The sequence below is a fragment of the Thalassolituus alkanivorans genome (assembly GCF_020447205.1).
Taxonomy (GTDB): domain Bacteria; phylum Pseudomonadota; class Gammaproteobacteria; order Pseudomonadales; family Oceanobacteraceae; genus Venatoribacter; species Venatoribacter alkanivorans.
Genome location: NZ_JAJAEL010000049.1, coordinates 117698 through 139321 on the forward strand (window position 1 = coordinate 117698; position 21624 = coordinate 139321).

The 21624-nt window shown below is 52.7% G+C and carries 19 protein-coding genes; 9 read left to right on the plus strand and 10 right to left on the minus strand.

All coding sequences use genetic code 11. The features are described from left to right. Window positions 1–22 precede the first annotated feature (22 nt). Window positions 23–544: a hypothetical protein gene (locus LGT44_RS18665; protein ID WP_145468987.1), complete on the minus strand. Its 522-nt coding sequence runs from the start codon at window positions 542–544 to the stop codon at window positions 23–25. A 199-nt stretch (window positions 545–743) separates the two neighbouring features. On the opposite strand from LGT44_RS18665, the gene LGT44_RS18670 reads away from it, so the two are divergent. Genes LGT44_RS18670 through LGT44_RS18690 form a run of 5 tightly spaced genes read left to right on the plus strand, consistent with a single transcriptional unit; the run spans window position 744 to window position 8217 of the window. Further along, on the plus strand, window positions 744–2246 hold the full coding sequence (locus tag LGT44_RS18670) for a Wadjet anti-phage system protein JetA family protein (RefSeq protein WP_230331945.1): 1503 nt from the start codon (window positions 744–746) through the stop codon (window positions 2244–2246). Between the two features lie 2 nt (window positions 2247–2248). Continuing rightward, complete coding sequence (locus LGT44_RS18675; protein WP_230331946.1) at window positions 2249–3211, plus strand: DUF4194 domain-containing protein; 963 nt, start codon at window positions 2249–2251, stop codon at window positions 3209–3211. Window positions 3212–3216: 5 nt separating this feature from the next. Continuing rightward, on the plus strand, window positions 3217–6873 hold the full coding sequence (locus tag LGT44_RS18680; protein ID WP_230331947.1) for an ATP-binding protein: 3657 nt from the start codon (window positions 3217–3219) through the stop codon (window positions 6871–6873). Further along, on the plus strand, window positions 6873–7289 hold the full coding sequence (locus LGT44_RS18685) for a group II truncated hemoglobin (RefSeq protein WP_145468983.1): 417 nt from the start codon (window positions 6873–6875) through the stop codon (window positions 7287–7289). The genes LGT44_RS18680 and LGT44_RS18685 overlap by 1 nt, the downstream gene beginning before the upstream one ends. Further along, window positions 7255–8217, plus strand: coding sequence for a DUF4124 domain-containing protein (locus tag LGT44_RS18690; protein ID WP_230331948.1), 963 nt, complete (start codon window positions 7255–7257; stop codon window positions 8215–8217). The genes LGT44_RS18685 and LGT44_RS18690 overlap by 35 nt, the downstream gene beginning before the upstream one ends. Window positions 8218–8236: 19 nt before the next feature. Here LGT44_RS18690 and LGT44_RS18695 read toward each other — a convergent pair whose 3' ends face one another. From LGT44_RS18695 to LGT44_RS18720, 6 genes are all read right to left on the minus strand, one after another. Beyond that, window positions 8237–8881 carry a response regulator gene (locus tag LGT44_RS18695; RefSeq protein ID WP_145468981.1) on the minus strand — a complete coding sequence of 215 codons (645 nt, stop codon included), beginning with the start codon at window positions 8879–8881 and terminating at the stop codon, window positions 8237–8239. Continuing rightward, window positions 8878–10293 carry a cache domain-containing protein gene (locus LGT44_RS18700; RefSeq protein ID WP_225691913.1) on the minus strand — a complete coding sequence of 472 codons (1416 nt, stop codon included), beginning with the start codon at window positions 10291–10293 and terminating at the stop codon, window positions 8878–8880. Before LGT44_RS18700 ends, LGT44_RS18695 begins: the two co-directional genes overlap by 4 nt. A 184-nt stretch (window positions 10294–10477) precedes the next feature. Next, complete coding sequence (locus tag LGT44_RS18705; RefSeq protein WP_230331951.1) at window positions 10478–11770, minus strand: TRAP transporter large permease; 1293 nt, start codon at window positions 11768–11770, stop codon at window positions 10478–10480. After that, window positions 11767–12297: a TRAP transporter small permease subunit gene (locus tag LGT44_RS18710; protein WP_145468979.1), complete on the minus strand. Its 531-nt coding sequence runs from the start codon at window positions 12295–12297 to the stop codon at window positions 11767–11769. Before LGT44_RS18710 ends, LGT44_RS18705 begins: the two co-directional genes overlap by 4 nt. A gap of 72 nt (window positions 12298–12369) precedes the next feature. Further along, a complete protein-coding gene (locus LGT44_RS18715) occupies window positions 12370–13443 on the minus strand; it encodes a TRAP transporter substrate-binding protein (protein ID WP_145468978.1) in 1074 nt (357 codons plus the stop codon). Between the two features lie 84 nt (window positions 13444–13527). Continuing rightward, entirely contained in the window at window positions 13528–13791 is a 264-nt protein-coding gene (locus LGT44_RS18720) for a hypothetical protein (RefSeq protein WP_230331952.1), read from the minus strand. 112 nt (window positions 13792–13903) lie between these two features. Between LGT44_RS18720 and chrA the strand changes: the two genes are divergently transcribed. After that, the gene (chrA, locus tag LGT44_RS18725; RefSeq protein WP_230331953.1) at window positions 13904–15097 is read left to right on the plus strand and encodes a chromate efflux transporter; all 1194 of its coding nucleotides are present in this window, start codon (window positions 13904–13906) and stop codon (window positions 15095–15097) included. Window positions 15098–15099: 2 nt separating this feature from the next. Here chrA and LGT44_RS18730 read toward each other — a convergent pair whose 3' ends face one another. Next, a complete protein-coding gene (locus tag LGT44_RS18730; protein ID WP_230331954.1) occupies window positions 15100–17448 on the minus strand; it encodes a winged helix-turn-helix domain-containing protein in 2349 nt (782 codons plus the stop codon). A 215-nt stretch (window positions 17449–17663) separates the two neighbouring features. Between LGT44_RS18730 and LGT44_RS18735 the strand changes: the two genes are divergently transcribed. The 3 genes from LGT44_RS18735 to LGT44_RS18745 are packed head-to-tail and all read left to right on the plus strand — an operon-like array spanning window position 17664 to window position 19854. Next, on the plus strand, window positions 17664–18359 hold the full coding sequence (locus tag LGT44_RS18735) for a cytochrome c biogenesis protein CcdA (RefSeq protein WP_145468976.1): 696 nt from the start codon (window positions 17664–17666) through the stop codon (window positions 18357–18359). Window positions 18360–18391: 32 nt separating this feature from the next. After that, window positions 18392–18922 (plus strand): TlpA family protein disulfide reductase, encoded by a 531-nt coding sequence (locus tag LGT44_RS18740; RefSeq protein ID WP_230331955.1) that lies wholly within the window; start codon window positions 18392–18394, stop codon window positions 18920–18922. Then, a complete protein-coding gene (locus LGT44_RS18745; protein ID WP_230331956.1) occupies window positions 18919–19854 on the plus strand; it encodes a redoxin domain-containing protein in 936 nt (311 codons plus the stop codon). Before LGT44_RS18740 ends, LGT44_RS18745 begins: the two co-directional genes overlap by 4 nt. Before the next feature lie 74 nt (window positions 19855–19928). On the opposite strand, the gene LGT44_RS18750 is transcribed toward LGT44_RS18745, so the two are convergent. After that, the gene (locus tag LGT44_RS18750) at window positions 19929–20954 is read right to left on the minus strand and encodes a hypothetical protein (RefSeq protein WP_230331957.1); all 1026 of its coding nucleotides are present in this window, start codon (window positions 20952–20954) and stop codon (window positions 19929–19931) included. A gap of 51 nt (window positions 20955–21005) precedes the next feature. After that, the gene (locus LGT44_RS18755) at window positions 21006–21590 is read right to left on the minus strand and encodes a lytic transglycosylase domain-containing protein (protein ID WP_230331958.1); all 585 of its coding nucleotides are present in this window, start codon (window positions 21588–21590) and stop codon (window positions 21006–21008) included. Window positions 21591–21624 lie beyond the last annotated feature (34 nt).

Below are 21624 nucleotides of genomic sequence, written 5' to 3' on the forward strand. Positions count from 1 at the left end.
ATAATCCTGAAAATAAAAGATGTTACTGGTTATAGGCGAGTGCCAGTGTGAGCAGGGTCAACCAGCCGACCAGTCCGGCCACAATTGCCGCCCAGTTCTGGCCTGAAAGCTCAGTATTCTGCGCAAAAAAATGCAGATGTTTGTCGTGAATCTGATTGATGCTCTGATTTGCCAGCAGGTTGGGCAGCAGTGTCATCAGGTTAAGCAGAATCCCCCAGGGATGATCGGTAGCCAGTAACCACAGTGGCACCAGCGTAAAAATCAGAAACAACAGGTAAATACGTAAAGGCGACCAGCGCGGAGTAGCGTTTTCAACCCGTGCACGCTGATGAATCCGGCGATAAAGATCGTACTGGTAGACAACAGCCAGCAGTGTACGCAGCAACGGGTTAACCGCTTCACCACGGCGTTGCAGTTGCAGCCAGTTGCGGTATGTCCAGAACAGCGCGTAGAGGCCAAAGGTAGCCAGTGTCAGTTCGATCAGTTTTTCCGTACCGACCTGAAAGAAGGTGGCTTTATGCTGTTGTTCCGGGTGAGGCTGCATGAAGGTTCCTGAAATGGTGGCCTACAGAGTCATTACGCCGGCAGTATACCCCGGCTGTTTGCACGGGGAAATGCCGTCAGCGCCTTCATAATGTCAGTACTGGTGCGGGCTGGCGGGGGATGTGTCGCGGCGCTGGTCATTGGCGCAGGCTTTCAGTAATCTAGCCGGTCATTTAATCCGCCTTACAGATACATTTTGTATGTTTTTTGAACAGGAACGAGGGCAGTTTTTCCGCCCGTTGACCGGCAAGTACCGTGCTCAGGTGATGGAGAGCCTGCGCGAGCTGTACCAACGCCTGTACAGCTCCAGCAGTGCCGATTACGGTCAGGCTCTGGCCCGCGATACCCTGATTGAAATCTTTCAGGAAGCACTGGTGCGTGCGCCACTGTTGGCGGACGAAGGTCTGTCAGATGAGCAGCAGAATGATGCTGCCAGTGACGACAACAGCGAAGGCCGTTTCCGCACCAGCCGCGATCAGGCCGTTTGGGTGCTGAACCAGCTGCTGGAACATGGCTGGATCGAAAAGCAGGTAGACGAAGCAACGCTGCAGAGTACCTTTGCCTTCAGTCGTTATGGCCGGCTATTTACTGAACCCTTTGTGGCTGAAAGCCGCAGCATGGCGCGCACCCGCCACCGTAATACCCGTAATACCCGTAACTCACTCGAGTCTTTTCTGGAACGTGGCGATATTTACGATCTGCTGGATGCCTACGAATATTCCGAGCGCATCATCAGCGACTTCACCGATGTGATCGCCGAGCTGGAAGAGCGCAAACGTGATCTGGTACGGGAAATGGAAGATCAGCTGCTGGTGCAGCGTGCCAGTGAAGCCTTCTTCGACTTTATGGAAAACCGTTTCCAGCCTGACCTGTCGGTACGTTTATCGGCCGATAACGTGGAAAAACACCGCGATCAGATCAGCCAGCTGATTAATGGTATCCGCAAGCGCGATAAAGCCTTTAAAGCCAATGCCGAACGCCGCCTGCGCGAATTATTACCGGATATTGCTCAGGAAGGGCAGTCGGTGCTCTGGACCATTCTCGACGGCATTGAAATGCGCCTGCGTAATGCCTCCGACATTATGTTGCCGGCCCTGCGCAAAGCGCTGCAAAGCTTTACCAAGCGCGCCGATATTATTATTCGCCAGATGAGTTATCTGGCGTCGCAGCAGCACAACGATGTACTGGCGGTCTGTAAGCGTCTGGCAGCAATGCCGGAAAAACAGCAGAACGCCTTGCTGGATAAAGCCGCCGACCGTATGGACGTACCACAGATTGCACTGGTTGATCCGGGGCAGGTGCGTCTTGCCGCACCGCGTCAGCGTCGCATGATTGATGCCGCCGTTGATGATGGTCAGGGCGATTTTGATGTGGATGCACGCAAGGATATTTATATCCAGCAAGTGCTGGATCAGGCCTTCCTGGTGAATCAGCAGGCCCTGAAAACCTATATGCAGAAGCATCTGGGCAGTGGCCGTAAAGTGTCTACCCGTGAATTACCGATTGAAAATGCCAAAGATTTTCTTGCGGTTGCTCATGCCATCGGGCTGGGTGCCGCTGATGGTTTATCGAGTGAATTTGAATTCCGCATTGAATACGACGAGCAGGCCGACACTGAGCGTACTGACGGGGCTGAAAACAGCGCCACGTATTTCCTGAAAAAAGACCACTTCACCTTCGAGCTGGTGCAGAAAGAGTCCTGAATATGTTGCAGATCATTGAAAAAGAGTTAGAAAAAGAAGGCCTCAGCCAGCGTGATTTTTCCGAATTACTGGTACGTCTGCTGGATTATGGTGTTGTCTGCCGTGACGAAAGCCAGATTGAGCAGCAGCTGTACGACCGCTACCTGCGACTGGAAGAATTAATCGGCGATTATCTGTCGCTGCTGGGCATCCGTATTCAGCACGACCGCCGTTTTCAGTTTGTGCGTTTATATCCGCCCGGTGCCCAGGTGCCCGGCATGGTGGATGATCCTCAGAACAGCGGTGCCCAGGCATTCCGCAGCCGCTTAAATCAGAACGAAGTGGCGTTGATTCTGGTGCTGCGCGCGCAATACGACAAAGCACTGCGCGAAGGTATGGTGGATGAACAGGGCTGCGTCATGGTATCGCTGGAAGCGCTCAGCATTGCCATGAAAAATCTGCTGAAACGCACCCTGCCGGAAAACCTGACTGAGCGTAAAGCGCTGTTCCGCCGCTTAAAACAATTACGCCTGGTGCAGATTGCCAACGAAGATACCTTAACCGATGGCGATATGTGGCTGCGTGTACGGCCGATGATTATGAGCTATGTCTCCGATCAGGTGCTGTCGGAATTAATGGAAGACGAGCAGCAGGAAAATGCGGATGCCGCTGAGCAGCTGACTGCTTCTGCTGCAGGTGAAACCGCAGAGAACGCCAGCGCTGACGATTCTGACGAGTCTCTGCAGGCTGCAGCAGAAGAGGCTGCCGAAAAGACCGAAGGTGTTTTTGAAGGTGCTGCTGAAGAGGTTACTGACGAAGCCGCTGACGATAGCGTGGCAACAGAAGATACCGTGTCGACCGTTGCCGAAGAGCCTGCAGCTACGGCAGAAGAATCAACGGCTACTGCTGCAGAGCAGGCGCCGGAAGAAACAGAAGAGCAGGCAGCCGACAGTAAAAAACAACCTGCCAGTTTGTTTGGGGAATAATTGTCATGTTTTTAAAGAAGTTTATTTACGTTAACTGGGGCAATATTCCGGCAACCGAATTTGAATTCGGCCCGATTAATTTACTGTCTGGCGGTAACGGCTCGGGTAAAACCACCGCAGCCGATGCGATTCAGACCATTATGACCGCCGCCCACGATACGCTGTTTCATTACAACCCGGGTCAGGACGAAGCTACCCAGCGTGGCCGTGGTAAAAACGTCCGTACCCTGGCGTCTTATGTGCTGGGTTGTGACGACGGCAGCTATGCCCGCCCGAACGGTGCCGTAGGTTATCTGGCTGCGGTTTTTCATCCGACCGTTGGTGCCGATGGTGCCGCCGGTGAAAGTGGTGAACCTTTTACCGCCATTATTGGTGTCAGTGCATCCATTGATCGTGCCGGCAGTCAGCCGGTGGCGCGTCAGAATGATCTGCAGTTTTATATCGTCACCGAACAGCTGACGCTGTCGGATTTTCTGCATGATGATAAAGACGGTCAGCGTAATGTGATCGAGCTGAATAAATTGCCTGGTCATCTGAAAGGGCGCATGGATGCCAGCAATATCGAAAAATACGATACCAAAAAACAATATCTGCGCCGTCTGTACGGAGCACTGCGTGGCCGCACCGATGCGGTGAGTGAGCGCGAAGCGATGAATGCCGCGCGTACCTTCTCGCGTTTTATGGCGTATAAACCGGTTAAAAGCATCAACGGTTTTGTTGCCAACGAAATTCTTGAAGCCAAAGATCTGGGTGATGCGATCCGCAGCGTTTCCGATCTGATGAAAACCATTTATGCGATGGAATCGGATGCCAATACCCTGGCAGAAACCATCGCCATTCTGAGCAATACCAAAGGTGCCTCACAGCGTTATATCGATCAGTGGATCGATTACAACGTACTGGAATATACCGCCGCCAAGAGCCGCTATATCAATGATCAGCGCGCGTATCTGGCGGCTAAAGAAAAGCAGCAGGGCATCCGTGAGCGTCTGCATAAAGCGGAAAAAGAACGGGAAACCGCACAGGAACGCCGCAAGCAGTTGCGTGAGCAGCTGATCAGCATGGAAGCCCAGCGCCGTGGTATCGATGCGCTGCAGGATAAAGACGCTGCCGAACAAGCCATTGCCGAAGGTAAAAAACAATTACAGCAGCAGGCCATTCCGCTGCTGGAGCAGGACCAGTTATTACAGGCCTCGTTGCGTGCTACCGAACTGGTGTACGGCGCGTTGCAGAAAACCTCCATCGGTCTGGAAATTCCGACTCTGGGGCAAAAGAAAATTATCGATCAGGCCAAACAGGTTCTGGCGATTAAAGATCAGGGCGCGGTTGATTTCCGCAAACTGCTGGGCAAAGACTGGGTTGATCTGTCACCGCTGGAAGCGCACCTGGATGATGCCCAGCAACAGCAGATGCTGGTTAACCAGTGGCGTGAGCGTTTCCATTCCACCGAGCTGGAAAGCAGTGGTATTTCCCTGCGCGATCAGATTGCCAAGCAGGTCGATCGCCGCGAACAGAAGCTGCAGCAGATTCAGGGCCGCATGGCGCAGAAGCAGGCCGATATCGACAGTCTGGAATCGCGTCAGCTGAATTATCCGGGTTTTGTCCGTCAGGCTCTGGAAGCGATTCGCCGGGAATGTCCGCAGGCTGATCCGCGCGTACTGGCCGACTACGTGGAAATTACCGACCCACAATGGCAGAGTGCCATTGAAGGTTATATCGGTGGTGCCCGTTTCAGCATTATTGTGGAATCGGTATTTGAAGCCGAAGCTGCGCATATTTTACGTTCTATTCCGGGCGGCAGCCGGGCACGGGTTATTCAGGGCGAAAAAGCGAAAAAAGACTGTGAGCGCCTGAAATTATCCGATAAATCCATTATTCATTTAATGGAATTTGAGCACGCTACCGCGCGTTATTACCTCGAAGCCAGTTACGGTTCGGTTGAACAGGTGGCCGATGCCCAGGCGCTGCGTATGACCCGTCGTGGTGTCACTAAAGACGGCCTGGGTTCCGGTGCTTATTCGGTTTATCGCTGCGACCTTGACGATACCGAACTGGTGTTTGGTCTGGGCGCCCGTGAGCGCGCGCTGGCGGCGAAAAAAGCAGAATATGAGGCCCTGGTTGAGCAGGCTAACGAAGCGGCTTACCAGCTGAAACAGGTTCAGCAATTATTGGATGCGGTTAATTTGCTGCGCCATGTGAGTTTTGCCGATCAGATGCAGCAGATGCTGGATACCCAGTATCAGATGCAGCAGGCCGAACAGGCATTAAGCAATGTGGATCTTTCTGACTTCTCGCAGCTGGAAAGCCAGTTCGATGCACTGAAAGAAAAAGCTGATGATCTGGATGCCCAGATTAAAGAACTTGATGGTGAGCTGGGACGTTTACAGCAACAGCTGAACGACAGCGAAAAACAGTGCAAAAATCTGAGTGATCAGCAGGAACAGACGTCTGAGGTGGCGGACAGCAAAGAAGAAGCCCTGCGTCATATTGTCAGCGTCTGGCCGGAATTCGATACCGAAGCTCGGCTGGCGGCAGCAGATACCGAAGCGCAGGAAAGTCCGGCGGATGCGATTGAAAATCATCGTAAAAGCATCAGTCAGGAACTTAATTCCACGGCTTATGAAATCGAGCGCAATATTGCCGAACATAATCTGCGTTGTCAGACCATGGATGCCATTGTCTATACCCCGGATTATCGTCAGGAACACAGCGTTGCCTTCTTTAAAACCGTTTGTGGTCTGGAACGCGAAGTTGAGCGCGTTTATAACCGCCTGAAAAATAATATTCTGGTGGAGAAACAGGACAAACTGGTGCAGCTGCGCGAAAGCTTTAACAACGCCTTTGTGACCAACCTTTGTCACTCCATTTATCAGGCTATTAATGATGGTAAGCGCATCCTTGAAGACCTGAATAAAGAGCTGGCACACCATCAGTTTGGTGCTGACCGCGAAACCTACTGGTTCGATTGGCAGTGGGTGCCGGAGTACAAAGAATACTGGCAGTTCTTCGAAGAAATTATCAAAAACCCGAGCCTTGGCGACGGTGCGACACTCTTTACCGCTGATCTGTCGAAAAACTCCAAACGCGTGCGTGATCACCTGATGACCATGCTGCTCGACGATGATGAGCAGAAAGCAATGCGTGAGCTGGAGCGGATTTCCGATTACCGCAATTACCGTGCCTACGAAATTTACAAGCAACCGGCCAATAAAGAGCCAATTGCACTGAGCCAGTACGGTACCGGCTCCGGCGGTCAGCTGGAAACTCCGGCTTATATTATCCGTTCGGCGGCCATTACCTCGGCCTTCCGTTTTAACGAAGGGGATACCCATCTGCGCGTGGTTCTGGTGGATGAAGCCTTCTCGAAAATGGATGAAACCCGCTCGAAAGAGGTGATTAATTACCTCACTGAAAGTCTGGGTCTGCAGCTGCTGTTTATTATGCCAACCAGTAAATCCGGGCCATTTATGGATCTGATTTCCAACCAGTTTGTATTCTCCAAAGTACCGCTGACCGGCGGTCAGAAAAAAGGTGAACTGCAGACCCGGGTATTGATTGATCGTCAACAGTGCAATCAGGAAAAAGTCAAAGAGCTGTGGGCGAATCATCGCCGCACCATCCGCCATCAGGCGGCGCTAGATTTTATGGAGGAGTTTGCCTGATGTATGACTCTGTGGAAGAAAAGCGCCCTTATGGGCAGGGCGATGCGTCTTTTCAGGCGGCCGGTGGCTTTGATGGTATCAAAGCCCTGGTTGATGATTTTTATGCGGCGATGGATACCCTGCCGGAAGCGGCGCATATTCGCGCGATGCATCCGGCCGATTTATCAACCTCGGCCGATAAACTGACGCGATTTTTGTGTGGCTGGCTCGGTGGTCCGCGTTTGTTCAGCGAAAAATACGGCCCGATTGCGATTCCTAAATTTCATCAGGCGTTTCCTATCGGTCCGGCGGAGCGCGACGCCTGGTTGCTGTGCATGAAAGTCGCAGCGGCTAAACAGCCCTTTGCCGATGACTTTAAAACCTACCTGCTGGAGCAGCTCTATGTGCCGGCGGAACGCAGTCGCAGTCGCGATTAAGCTCGTTATCATCTGGCTGCTGAGCGTTTCTGTCGCTCAGGCAGCCGTGTACCGCTGGGTTGATGAACGCGGCCAGGTACACTTTTCTGATAAACCCCATAAACAGGCTGAAGTACTGGAACTGAAAACGCAGGGTAATAATGGCTGGCAGCCATTGGATATCCGCGTCATTCAGGAGGGCAGCCTGGCCTCGGCCGCCCAGCAACTGGATCTGGCGCGTATTCAGCGTGAAGTGAATGAGGTTTACCGCTTTTACGATCAGGTGATTTATTTTGATTTTTACCGCCAGGTGCCGGTGAAAATTCATCTGCTTGCTGATCAGCGTGAATATATGGCCTTTGTGAAGCGTATTTCCGGATACTCGGCCGCCAATTCCCTGGGGGTATACCTGTCAAAAACCCATGAGATTGCGGTGTTTATTCACGATGATGCTCTGGGCGGAATTGAAAGCACTTACAGAACCATCCGCCATGAAGCCAGTCATGCGATTCTGCATTCTCTGGCGCAGATACTACCGGACTGGCTGAATGAAGGTATGGCCGAGCAAATGGAAACTCTCAGTTATAGCCCGGAAGGATTTCTGATCGGCAGCCATGACAGTAACCGCCGCAGCTTTCTTGCCCGCCAGAACAAGGCGATGGACGTGCTGAAGTTTATTGAAGTGCGCAGTGACGACTGGCGCAATGCCAATCACCGGCGTGGGGTAAATCAGCAGATGGCAGGGCAGCTGGTGTATATGCTGCTGTCGACCACTTATGGCCGCAGCCTGATTACGCGTTTATTGCAGGATTATAAACGCGGGGTGAATATGCGCGCTTTTTACTTGCTGGATGAACACTATATTGGTGGTTCTCAGGCGCTGAAAACACACTGGGAAAACTGGCTTAAAACAGAGATGCGGCAACCAGCGATAATTCGTCTGCAATAAGCGTAAAAACGGCCGCTGTTCAGCGGCGGATAATCCCATGATCCAGCGCGTAGCGGATTAACCCGGCAGAATTACCGATGCCCAGCTTCTGTTTGATCTTCAGCCGGTGTGCTTCCACAGTACGGACAGAAATATCCAGTTCGCGGGCGATTTCTTTATTACCCAGGCCTTCGGCCAGGCGGGCCAGGACATCTTCTTCGCGTGGGCTTAATACATCTTCGCTGGCGGGCGGGCGGGGGCGGCCAAATTCACTGAACAGGGTTTTGGCAACGCTGGAACTGAAGTAAGTGCCACCCTGATGTACGGTCTGAACGGCAAGGATCAGCTCTTCCGGAGCTACATCTTTTAATACGTAGCCAGCGGCTCCGGCCTGGATAACTTTCATAATATATTCGCGATCATCATGCATGGTAATGATCAGCAGGCGAATATCCGGCAGTTGTTCCTGAAAGGCGATACAGGCTTCAAGACCGTTCATGACCGGCATGGATATATCCAGCAAGACAACGTCCGGATGGTGCTCTGCTGCGGCAGCCAGGGCTTCTTCACCATTACTGACATCGGCGACCACGCTCAGTCCTTCGCTTTCGAGGCTGACTTTAAGCCCTTCACGCACCATCGGATGGTCGTCGGCAATAATCAGGCGAATGGGTTTGCTGCTCATAATGAATCGGCCTCTCTTAAGGCTGTGTCCGGATTAAGGAAAAATTCCGCATGAATGAGTGTACCCTGTGTGCGCCGGCTGCGGACACTAAACTTTCCGCCTACAAGTTCGACCCGTTCACGCATGTTCATCAGGCCGATACCACTCTGATCTTCTTCGAGAGAAAACCCGCAGCCGTTGTCTTCCATTTCAATCAGAATACTCTGCAGATTATGGCTGATATTCAGGCTGACCTGAGTCGCTTCGGCATGCTTTTGCACATTGGTAATGGCTTCCTGTACCAGACGATACAGTGTCATTTCAATGGCATCGGGCAGGCGGGTTTCCGGTAAACGGATACGCCGTTTTACCCGTATTTTTCCCGACTCGCTGATATTATCGAGCAGACTGTGCAATGCCGCCTCAAGGCCCAGATCATCAAGCATCACCGGGCGCAGATTGTGTGATACCCGGCGTACTTCCTGAATCGACATATTAAGCATGTCGGTGGCTTTATGCAGATGCTCACGGGCATCTTCATGGGGCCATTTTTTATCCGCCAGATTTAAGCGCAATTTGGCGGATACCAGCATCTGATTAATGCCATCATGCAACTCTCGGGCAAACGTCCGGCGCTGCATAACCTGAAAGGCTACAGAGCGATGCGCTAAGTCCTGCAGGCGCTGATCGGCCAGCTGGGTGGCATGAATATTAATAATAATAACGATGATGACGACCAGCGCGAGGGTAACGGCCAGCAATACAGACGCTGCGAGAAAGGTACGGCGTACATTGGTATTCACTTTATTCTGCAGTGAGCGGGTTTCAGCGGCGATATCATCAACGTACAGGCCGGTGCCCATCATCCAGTTAAGATAAGGAATATTGACGACGTAACTGAGCTTGTTTTCCTGCCCCGATAACGAGGGCTTATTCCAGATATAGCGATAAAACCCACCACCTTTACCCGCCAGCGCCAGCAGATCGCGGATAACATACTGGCCGTTATCGTCCTGAAAATCGATCATGGGTTGGCCGACCAGATCCGGCTGTGCCGGGTGAACAAGGTTGGTACCGTTCTGGTCGTAAACAAAAAAGTAGCCATCGTTACCGTAGGTGAGCCCCTGCAGGATGCGTTTGATTTCGTATTCTGCCCGTGACTGGTCGAGGCCATATTCCAGTTCTTCCAGAACCGGATTAATCGATGTCATGGCCAGACTGACATAATCGACCAGCGCTTTGCGTTTACTGGCCAGTACGTTTTCTTCAAAAATAGCGACCTGTTGCTGTGCCAGTTGCTGTGCCTGACGCTGGGTTATCCAGGTAATGGTCAGGGTGAGTGCGACCAGTGGTAATACGGTAAGCAGCAGGATCTTGGCTTTTAACGTCAGATTCATACCCGGTGGCCGTGGCGGAATTAAAAGATTGTTCATCTTAGAACCTGTCGGCAAGGATAGATAGTCGCCGTTCGGAGCCTGATTCTGTCGTTTGCTGTCGGGTATTCATAAGTACTTTATTGTCATTATTATTGTCAGCAAAGAGAGCAGCGGTAATGGATAAATAACATATTCTGTAGCCGGATGCCTGATGCTTTCCGGCCACAGAACAGGACTCCTGTCAGTCAAGCAGGCCATACCATTCAGGGAACAGCAGAATGGTAATCACCACGCCGACCTGCATTAAAATAAAAGGTACAACGCCGCGATAAATATCCATGGTGCGGACGCCGGCGGGTGCGACCCCTTTTAAATAGAACAGACTGAAACCAAAAGGCGGTGTCAGGAAAGACGTCTGCAGGTTCATGGCAATCAGAATGGCAAACCAGACCGGAGCAATGCCCAGTGCGTTAGCAACCGGTGCCAGAATCGGTACGATGATAAAACTGATTTCCACGAAGTCGATAAAGAAGCCCAGAATCATAATGGCAACCATCGACAGAATCAGGAAGCCCATCGCACCACCTGGCATGTCAGACAGCAGTTCCTCAACAATATAATCGCCACCGGTGTAACTGAACGCCATGGAGAAGGCCGTTGCACCAAGCAGAATGGCGAAAACCATCGCAGAGATTTTTACCGTTTCCTGTGAGGCCTCGTACACCATTTTCCAGTTAAACTGGCCGTAAATCGCCGCCAGAAGCAGGGCGCCAACACCACCCAGTGCAGACGATTCTGTCGGGGTGGCAATACCGGCAAAAATGGAACCCAGCACCACAAGAATCAGCGCCAGCGGAGGAATAATGGCCTTTAATGCGCGGATATATTGCTCATGACGATGGGTTAAATCATCGTCCATCGGCAGGGCAGGTGCAGCTTCTGGTTTCAGCCAAGTGTAGATCAGGATATACACCACGTAGCAGCCGATCAGTACCAGACCGGGCGCTAATGCTGCCTGGAATAAATCGCCAACGGGAATGCCTAATACATCACCGAGAATAATCAGAATAATGGATGGTGGAATAATCTGCCCCAGGGTTCCGGAGGCACAGATAGTTCCGCAGGCCAGTGCTTTGTCGTAGTTGTATTTCAGCATAACCGGCAGGGAGATTAATCCCATCGCAACAACCGATGCGCCAACAACGCCGGTAGAGGCGGCTAATAAAGCTCCCACAAGAACTGTGGAAATAGCCAGGCCACCACGCACACCACCAAAGAGTTTACCCATGGCTTCCAGCAGTTGTTCTGCCAGTCTGGTACGTTGCAGCACAATACCCATAAAGATAAACAGTGGTACTGCCATCAGGGTGACGTTTTCCATAATGCTTTGTACGCGGAAAGGCATAAAAGCGAAAATGTCCGGACCTTCAGCAAATACGCCAAAAATAAGGGCGACACCGCCAAAAGTAAACGCCACCGGGAAGCCGAAAATCAGCATCAGCAGGGCGACGAAAAACATAATAATACCGATCATAAAAGCCCCCGGTCGATTTTGGTTTCATGCTCATCTTTCAGGGCAATTACGCTGTTCAGAATCATTGCAATACCGGATATGGCCGTCGCAAAAAATGCAAATGGAATAACGGCTTTAATAATCCAGCGATTGCTCAGGCCGCCGGGATCGCCGGAGGTTTCGCCCAGGCTCCAGGCTTCATGCGCAAAATCGATACCGTACCAGCCGACCAGCAGGCAAAACGGGATCAGTAACAGCAGGCCGCCGGCAATATCAATAATGGCTTTGCGGCGGATGGATAAATTTTCATACACCAGATCCACGCGCACATGGCCACCGGCCCGCAGCGTGTAAGGAACACCCAGCATGAACATGGCAGCAAACAGATGCCATTCCATTTCCTGCATCGCGATGGAAACTTCGTTCAGGGCGTAACGCATGACAACGTCAATAAACACGTTCATCAGCATCAGAATAAAAAGCACAGCGGCGACTGTGCCGAGAAAATCGGAAAAGCGATTAATGGCCCGTTCTGCCTTAATCAGCATAATGCACTCCCGTTTGCCCCCGCCGGACTGGGTAAGCCCGGCGGGGCATCTGTCGTTGTTATTGGGTCCTGATCAGTCGGCGCTGTTCAGGTAAGCTTTGTCAGAAATATCGGTCCAGCGGCGGGCTTTCTTCAGATAAGTCGCCTGCGAATCGAGAATTTCTTTGGCCAGTGGATCTTTTGCCGCACTTTCTGCCAGCAATTCGTTGTTGGCTTTATGCAGAGCTTTCATTACGTCAGCCGGGAAAGTACGGATCTGAACTTTAGGATAGTCTTTATCCAGCACGGCCATGTTTTCAGCGGATTCGTGGTAAGACTGAATGTACATATCGTAGGCTGCGGTACGCATCGCGACGCGCAGGACTTCCTGCAGATCCGCAGGCAGACGGTCCCATGAACGCTTGTTGATCATGAACTGCAGTTCGGTTGCAGGCTCATGCCAGCCGGTGTAGTAGTAAGGGGCGATCTTGTGGAAACCCATGCGCAGATCCAGCGACGGACCAACCCATTCCAGTGCATCGATGGTGCGGCGCTCAAGGGCAGTGTACAGCTCGCCTGGCGGGATATTGGTCGGGCTGGCGCCCAGTTTGGCCAGAACCTCACCGGCAAAGCCCGGAATTCGCATTTTCAGGCCTTTCAGGTCTTCCAGGCTGTTGATTTCTTTCTGGAACCAACCACCCATCTGGTTACCGGTGTTACCGCCCGGGAAGCTCAGGATATTGAACTCACCGTACACTTTTTCCATCAGCTCCATACCGCCGCCGTAGTAGAACCAGGCGTATTGCTCAGGGGCGGTCATACCGAATGGCATGGTGGTGAAATACAGCGTATTCGGTACTTTGCCTTTCCAATAGTAAGACGCTGAGTGGCCCATATCGTACTGACCGGCACGTACCATATCGAACACACCAAAGGCTGACTTGTGCTTGTTGGCGGAGTCGATGGTGATCTGCAGACGGCCATTCGACATTTTCTCAGCCATCGCAGCCATATTACGCGGTGCGTCACCAAAAACGGGGAAGTTCGTCGGCCAGCTTTCGGCCAGTTTCAGACGGTATACTTTCTCGTCTGCCTGAGCAGTACCGAACATAGCCAGACTGCACGCAGCGGCTACCAGTACCTGTTTAAAGCGGGATAGGCGGATCATGGTTATTATCCTTTTTAGTGTTTCAGATTGATTGTGCGCACCCGTGAAGAGGCACAGCACACCCTGACTTTTCGAGTGTGCAAGTCATGGCTGTAGATGACTATCCGCAGGACTGCGGTTTTGTAGGTAGTTCTGGCAGCAGTGCGTAAGTAGTTTTACCAGTATGCTGCGAGGTATCAGACCGGAGGCCAAAAAGGAAAAAGGCCCGCAGCCCTTGTCATTGCTGATATCAGGCTTGAAAAACAGGGTGAAAATATTGGTATGACCAATATTCCAGAGAGCGCTAGACTTTGGTCGTGTAAGGCCCTGATGAAGCCGGTTCAGGTCTGCATCATCTTCTGATTTCATGTTTTTCCGGGTTTTATGTACATTGCACAGCCACGATCAATATGCGCGGCGGATAGCGATGACAATGCCAGTACGGCCTGACAGGCCGGCAAAGAAAACAGAGCCATTGGCTGTGCGCTTATGGCATATATTCCGCCAGTTCCTGTGGCTGGGTTGCATCAGTTTTGGCGGGCCCGCGGCTCATCTCGGGTATTTTCAGCGTGTCTTTGTCCAGCGCCTGCAGTGGCTGAGTGCAGAGCATTATGCGCAGCTGGTGGCACTGGCGCAGTTTCTGCCCGGGCCGGCTTCCAGTCAGGTCGGCTTTGCAATTGGCATGCAGCGGGCCGGAGTGGCAGGTGGTATCTGCGCGTTTATAGCCTTTACCCTGCCGTCTTTCTTACTGATGCTGGCGCTGGCCAGCAGCCTCACTAGCTTGCTGACTTATCACTGGTTTCCGGCGCTGATTCACGGCCTGAAACTGCTGGCCGTGATTGTTGTGGCCGATGCCACACTGAGCATGGCAAAGACCTTCTGCAGCAGCGCCTTTAGCCGGGTGTTGATGTTGCTTACTGCCGTTGCGCTCTGGCTGACGCCGCTGCCGGTTTGGCTGTTGCTGATTCTGGCAGCGTTCGGGGGCTGGATATACGCGCGCTGGCAGGGCACCAGGCTGGCAGATTCTGCCGGGCAGGCAGAGCAACAGGCGCAGCCGTTTCAGTCGTATCCGGGCAAACGTCTGGCACTGATTATCGGACTGATGCTATGGGCCGGTCTGTATTTACTCAGCCATCTGTCCGGCCTGAACGAGACTGCAGGCGCTATGGGAATGTTCGCCGCTTTTTATCAGACCGGCAGTCTGGTGTTTGGTGGTGGCCATGTGGTGTTGCCTCTGGTACAGCAGCAGTTTGCCGGGCAGCTGACGGCCGAAACCCTGCTTACCGGTTATGGCGCTGCACAGCTGGTGCCGGGTCCGATGTTTACCTTCGCCACGTTTTTAGGTGCTGAATTATTGCCAGAGGCTCGGGTCAGCGGCGCTTTACTGGCAACGCTGGGGGTATTTTTACCGGGTTTTATTCTGTTAACGGCGGTGCAGCCGTTATGGTCGCAGTGGCTGGTTAAACCCGGTTTAAAGCACGCCTTAATGGGCGTTAATGCTGCGGTTGTCGGACTGTTGTTGGCGACATTGGTCACACCGGTCGCCAGCTCAAGCCTGCTGAATGGCGCCGATATTGTTTTTGCTGCGGTAGGTTTTATTGCCCTGCGGCGGAAAGCACTCAATGTGATCGGATTAATTCCGCTGGCACTGGGTTTTGGTTTGCTGGCGCCCTGACGTCAGCCCTCCAGCCAGTCCGATTCACAGTACACCAGATGCGGCAGGGGCTCCGGCGGCAGCAACTGATAGTCCCCTTGCTGATACAGACGTAAGCGCTGCGTATCGTCTTCCTGCCAGAGCTGCGGCCAGCGTTTACGGAACTCTTCCAGCACCTGTTGCGCCTGCTCAGGCCGCTGCTGCTCGTAGTGAACCCGGGCCAGATATCTGGCCTGCAGCCGGGTATCGGGAGAGCGGGCGGCCAGCAGTGCTTTGTCATACTGTTGCTGCTGCAGATAAATCCACAGAATTGAATAGTTGCTGTAGCCGATGCTGGTGGGCATTTGCAGGGTCTGATAATGCGTCTGAGCCTGCTGCAGCTCATCCAGCGCCTGAGCGAAATAGCGGCTGCGCTGTTTTTCCGGCGCGCTGCGCGCCAGATCGGCCAGTGCCCAGCCGCGGAAGAAGCGCGCATGGGCGAGATAGAGTTTGGTCGGCGCTGTATCGATAAAGCTCTGAAATTGCTGCAGTGCCTTGTGCAGGTATTCGCTGTTCTGGCCATGACGGCCAAGGCTGCTCTGGTCGAGTCCCTGATCCAGACTGGCAAAGCCCAGATAAAGTTCGCTCAGGCTGATCAGCGGAGTGGCTCCCAGCTGGCGGGCGATCCCGGCGGCTTCGCGGAAATAATCCTGTGCCAGATCCCCCCGGTGTAACTGCAGCTGAAAAAAGCCGCCATAAATCAGCGCCTGAGCCAGATCATAGGGTTGCTTCAACGTGCGATAGGCAGCAATGGCTGCTGCCAGTGCAGTGCTGCGCTCATGCAGCGGGAAACGGTAATTCTGCGCAATCGCCAGTTCGGTGGCGGCGATCTGTGGCTGATTATTCAGCTGGCGATAAAAATTAAGCGCTTTCTCCAGCCGCAGGCGATTGCTGTCCAGATCGTTCAGAGGCGACTTTTCCAGACCACTGTTGCTGGGGTTGCCCAGATAAAACAACTGATCTGCGCGCAGTTGTATATCGGCGGATTGTTCTGTCCGCAGACTGGCCTGTTGCAGTAAGCGTTGATGCTCCTGCCAGTTCATCGCATCCCAGGCTTGTTGTGCCTTGAGCTGCAGGCTCTGAGTGATCAGCTCCGGGTCGGAGGTTTGTTGCGCCAGATCCAGTGCCTGATCGGCGAGCAGGCTGCTGCCGTTGTCGCCGCGCCATAAGGCCAGCTGTGCACGACTGTGCAGGGCAAAGGTTTTCAGGCTGAGGTCATTGTCCAGTTCGCTGGCGGGAATGGCGGCCAGTTGCTGTTCGGCCTGTTGCCATTCACCAAGATTGAGCAGTGCGCGCACCAGCCAGGCTCTGGCCCAGTGGCTGTGCGGCTCAATGGTCAGGGATGCCTGAAAATAGGGCTGTGCACGAACGGCACCTTGCTGACGCAGGGCCTGCATCCCTTGCGCCAGTGCCTGGGCGGCAATCGGGTCGGTCGCGGCTGCCGGGTGTTTTTCAGCGTGCTGCGGACGCAGTAAGGCCAGCAGTTGCTGACTGATGGCCAGCGACTCAGCCGGCAGCGATGGGTAGCTGATAGCCCCTTGTTGGATACGGCCATCACGATAAATCAGCTGAAAATCCAGCACCTGTTGCTGGTTATGCAGACGTACGCTGGCAAACAGCGCGGCGTCCTGCTGCTGGTCATTGAGCAGGGTGCGGATATGCACCGGCAGAGTTGGCCAGGGCAGGCCTGAATCGAGCAGTAATGACTGCGCCTGAGCCGGGGGGGTAACGCTCAGTTTTTGTTGGCGTTTCAGGTCAATGGCAATCATGTCCGCCAGCCCCAGCTCAAGCCAGGTCATCTGGCTTTCACCGGTGGCATTAATAAAAGGCAGAACCAGCAGGGATGACGTACTGCCGGAAGGGGAGATCTGAGTGCTGGCCGGACGCCAGAGCATCAGTGCGCTCACTAACAGGGCCAGTGCGCCGCCCAGCACCAATGTGCGTAACAGAGCCGGATGCCATTTCTGGCGTGCCATTGACTGGCCGGGCGATGGTTCACTTTCGCTGCTTGTCCCGGCGGCTGTCAGGCGGCCAATAAACTGATAACCACGCTGATTGAAGGTGCGGATATAACGCGGTGATTGGGCGTTGTCGCCCAGTGCCAGCCGCAGTTCGCGAATGCTCTGGGTGAGGGCGTTCTCGCGGTAGTCGCCGTGGGTCCACAGTTCGGCCAGCAGTTCCTCTTTACTGACTACCCGGTCGGCATGTTGCAACAGATAGTGCAGCAGGTTGGCAACCTTGTGGCGCAGCACGGTGTGTTCGCCCTGATCGCTGTGAAGACTGCCGCGCTCGGGGTCAAAGGTAAATGCGTCAAATCGGTACTGCCTGGTCATCCGTTGGGCCGTTTGCTGCCTGAGGTAAGGCGCCCATTCTAGGTAGTGCCGGCTTCCCCGGCAACCGTGCTGTTCTTTGGTGATTTCTATAAGTCATTGAAATATAAAGGAAAATATAAATTTTATAAGGATTTTAAGAGGATTTTAGCCCGTTTACATAACCTCAGCGGCGCTTCCTGCTATCAATGTCGTCATTACCAACGACGGAGTCCGTTATGGACAGTTTTATTCAAACCGCCTTGTTTGATGGGCAATGGTCAGTCTGGGTGCCTCTGGCTGTATTTGCGACCGGCTTGCTGACCAGTCTTACCCCCTGCGTGTATCCCATGCTGCCGATTACGGTGGCGGTGGTCGGCAGTCACAGTGCTGACCGCCGTCAGGCCTTTGTCTTGTCGCTTTTCTATGTTCTGGGGCTGTCGCTGACTTACGCCATTCTGGGCGTTTTTGCGGCCAGCAGTGGCCAGCTGTTTGGCTCGGTCGCCAGCCATCCTGTCACGCTGTTGCTGGTGGCGTTTATGTGTCTGCTGTTCAGTGCCTGGATGCTGGGCTGGCTGAGAATGCCGGCCTTGCAGCTGCCAGACGTGCCTGCCGCCGGGCGAATGCCTCCCTTTGTGCGCGTCATGCTCAGTGGTGCGCTGTCGGGCCTGGTGCTGGCTCCCTGTACATCGCCGGTATTCGGCATGCTGCTGATGTATGTGGCGGGACAGGGCAGCGTGCCCTGGGCGCTGTTACTGATGTTTGTGTTTGCCCTCGGCATGAGTGCGTTGCTGCTGGCTGCTGGCACCTTCAGCGGCATGCTGGCACGACTGCCGAAATCCGGGCGCTGGTTGCTGCTCAGCCAGCGTCTGCTGGCCGGCCTGATGTTACTGGCTGCTGTGTGGTTCAGCTGGCAGGCGCTGCAACCGTTCTGAAGTTTCTGTTTTTAATCAATAAGGAGAACGCAATGCGTAAACCACGTAAACCTGTGCTCAGACCGGCGGCTTTGCTGCTGGGCCTGACGCTGATTCTGGCTCCCTCTCTGACGCAGGCGAAACCACCACTGGCGGTTGGCGATCCGGCGCCGGATTTCAGTGTGCAGACACTGGATGGCAAAACGCTGCAACTGAGCGAGCTGATCGGCAAGAAGCCGGTGTATCTGAAATTCTGGGCAACCTGGTGCAGCTACTGCAAAGCAGAAATGCCGTACCTGCAGTCCGTTTATGAGCAGCCGGGAGAGCCTGTGCAGGTACTGAGTGTGAATGTCGGTATCAACGATTCGGTAGCCAATATTCAGCAGCTGTTTAAAGCCGGAGGCTACAGCATGCCGACCACCTTTGATCAGAACGGAGCGCTGACCGCCGCTTATGGGGTGGTGGGTACGCCAACGCATATTCTAATCGACCGGGATGGGCGCGTGGCTTACCGCACGTTTTTACTGACCGATCAGCTGGAAAATAGGGTGGCTGACTGGAGCCAACAGGAGGATAAACAATGAAAGCAGGACTGATGTCTTTATTATTACTGGCACCGGTGATGGTGCAGGCTGAGCTGACCGATTTTCGTGGTGAGCCGGTGGTGACGGACAGCGATAAAATCCGCCATCTGGTGTTTACCGATATCTGGGCTGTTTATGATGGCCGGGGCGATGAACAATTGCTGCAACATCTGCCTGCCAGCTTCCGTCAGCAAAGCCAGCAAATCTGGATTCAGCCGCAGTTAAATGTTACCACGGCGCAGCTGGAGGAATTTTCGGGCTACTATCCGCAGTTACAGCCACTGGTGCTGGATAAGGAATTCCGCCTGATGCGCAGCGAGGGCGTATGGGAATCGCCTTATCATGTGCTTTACCAGGGAGAGCAGCGCGTGTTTTCCGGCAGTACGGATGAACTGCGACGTTATCTGGGTCTGACGGTAACAGAAAAAATGGAAGCTGTTGCGGCTGACAAGGCTTCTGATAACGAGGCTGACAATGCGGTTGTTAGCGCCGGCCCTCCGCAGAGAAAAAAACAACAGCCGGTACAGCAGAAAAAGCCGCAGGCCGGTGCTGATATGGGCGATATCATGTTGCTCAATACCGGGGGCAGAGAGCAGAGTCTTAAAATTCTGACAGCAGAAAAACCGCTAAGCCTGGTATTTCTCGATACTCTGTGTCCGATGCCACATTTTCCCGGCTGCGAAGATAAAATCACGCAGCTGAATCAGCTGGTAGCAAGCACACCGGAGCGCCAGTGGTTAGGTGTTGTTAATTCTTACTATGTTAATGCTGAGGCGGTAGAACCTTTCCGTCAGCGTTTTAAACTGACGCTGCCGTTAATGTTTGACCACGGGCATAAAGTCTTTGATGCCTTTGACGTACATGCAACACCTTATCAGATTGATATCGGTATCGGTGGTGTGCTGAAAAGCAGAGGGGATCAGATTCATTAAAATAAAAAGCCCGCAATCGCGGGCTTTTTTATGCGTCAGAATTTTCTTTGACACCGATGTTCGTATTTTTAAGGTTATTGCTGTGGATCTTTCAGGGTTAACGCTATCTGAGGCTGAAGGATCAGCTCTGAGCCTTTTTCATGATAATCGGGAATCGTAATATCAACAGCATAGCTGATTCCGTTTCTATCATTCTGATAAATTCTGGTGCTGAGTTGTTCCTGACCACTGCAATCTTCAGAGGCAAAACATTCAAAATCACCGCTGGTCTGGTATTCATAATTACCATGATAAAAAGCGCCTAAATGTCGTTTTCCATCGTCATCTTCAATATAAATTTCATTTGCAATTAAAGCTATTCTTGCTTCTAAGAAGAAATTAACCAACGTTTCATTCCACAGAAGAGGATAACCATTATCTGCTGTCAGGGTGCTGTTCTCTACACTGATACAGCGAGGAGTAACTCCAGGGCTGGTGTATACGGGGCCTTCGGGAGCGTCGCTGTTAACGACCAGTGACAATTCGGGGGCTGTATGCAGCTCGGTGGAGTCTGATATTTTAACTGCATAGAAATGTTCTTCTTTACTGGGGCTCACAGCGTTGAATTGGCTGTAGTAGGCTTTATTCCAGTAGCTGAGTTCACCGTAAAAGTGGTTGAAATTCTGACTAAAATAAAAGTCGTAAGTGGTGGTCAGGGTATTATCCGGCGTAATCCACTTTATTGTCTGGCGCCGTTTGGATAAGTCGAAGTCTTTTCGCTGGCTGTTGCCATAAGGTTCTTCATACCATGTCATATTGCACATTTGTATCCATAGAATATGGTCTTCTGGCGTATGTTCAATAACGATAAACTGGCGTTTATCGGTACGGTAGGTGGTTCTGAAGTCTTTTTCCCCTTGTTTAAACTCAGAGTCAGAAACCACCATCCAGATACCATTTGGCGTATCGGTTGCTAATGCAGGGTTAACGGCAGGCAGGGATTGCGGAAATTCAATCTGATTAATATCAACTTCTTTATCTTTAGTGTCATCACTGCCACCACAGGCAGTCAGAATAGCGGTAAGGGAAGTGAGCAGTAACAGGATAATACGGTGAGTCATGTTGTTCCTTAACATTTAAATGTTTATAGCTGTCTTGCCGTTAGTGCTGCATTAATAATTCACAAACCAGTGCCGTTCCCAGGTCAGCATAACTTTTTCCGGGTATTTAGTGCGGCCAAGGCTGCCGTTGTAGCGTGCTAATGCACGAATCCAGTCGCCTTTTTCTTTATCGAGATAATGTTTGAGGATGGTACAGCCATAACGCAGGTTGGTGGCGGGGTGCATCAGGTTGTCGTCGGTGCGCCCGATTTCTTTTTTCCAGAAAGGCATCACCTGCATATACCCCTGGGCGCCGACGTAGGACAGGGCAAAACGGTCAAAGGCACTTTCGACCTGAATCACCGATAACACCAGTTCCGGTGATAAACCGGCCCGGCTGGCTTCTTTATGAATCAGGCTGAGTAATTCCAGCCGTTGTTTATCATTTTTGATATAGCGTTTAAGGCGTGCCGACATATCGACCAGCCAGACCTGTGCATCGTATTTATCTTCAAAGGATTCGCTGCTGCTAACGGCCTCTTTTAAGGCACTGCGTAATTCCGGATCAATACTTTGTGCAGAGCTCTGCGTAGCACTATAAGAGGGCAGGCTGATCAAAATCAGAGCCAGCAGAGCGAAAAAAACCAGCGAACGCACAAGGCGTCCACTGGTTTCAGCTGTGAAGTCCCGG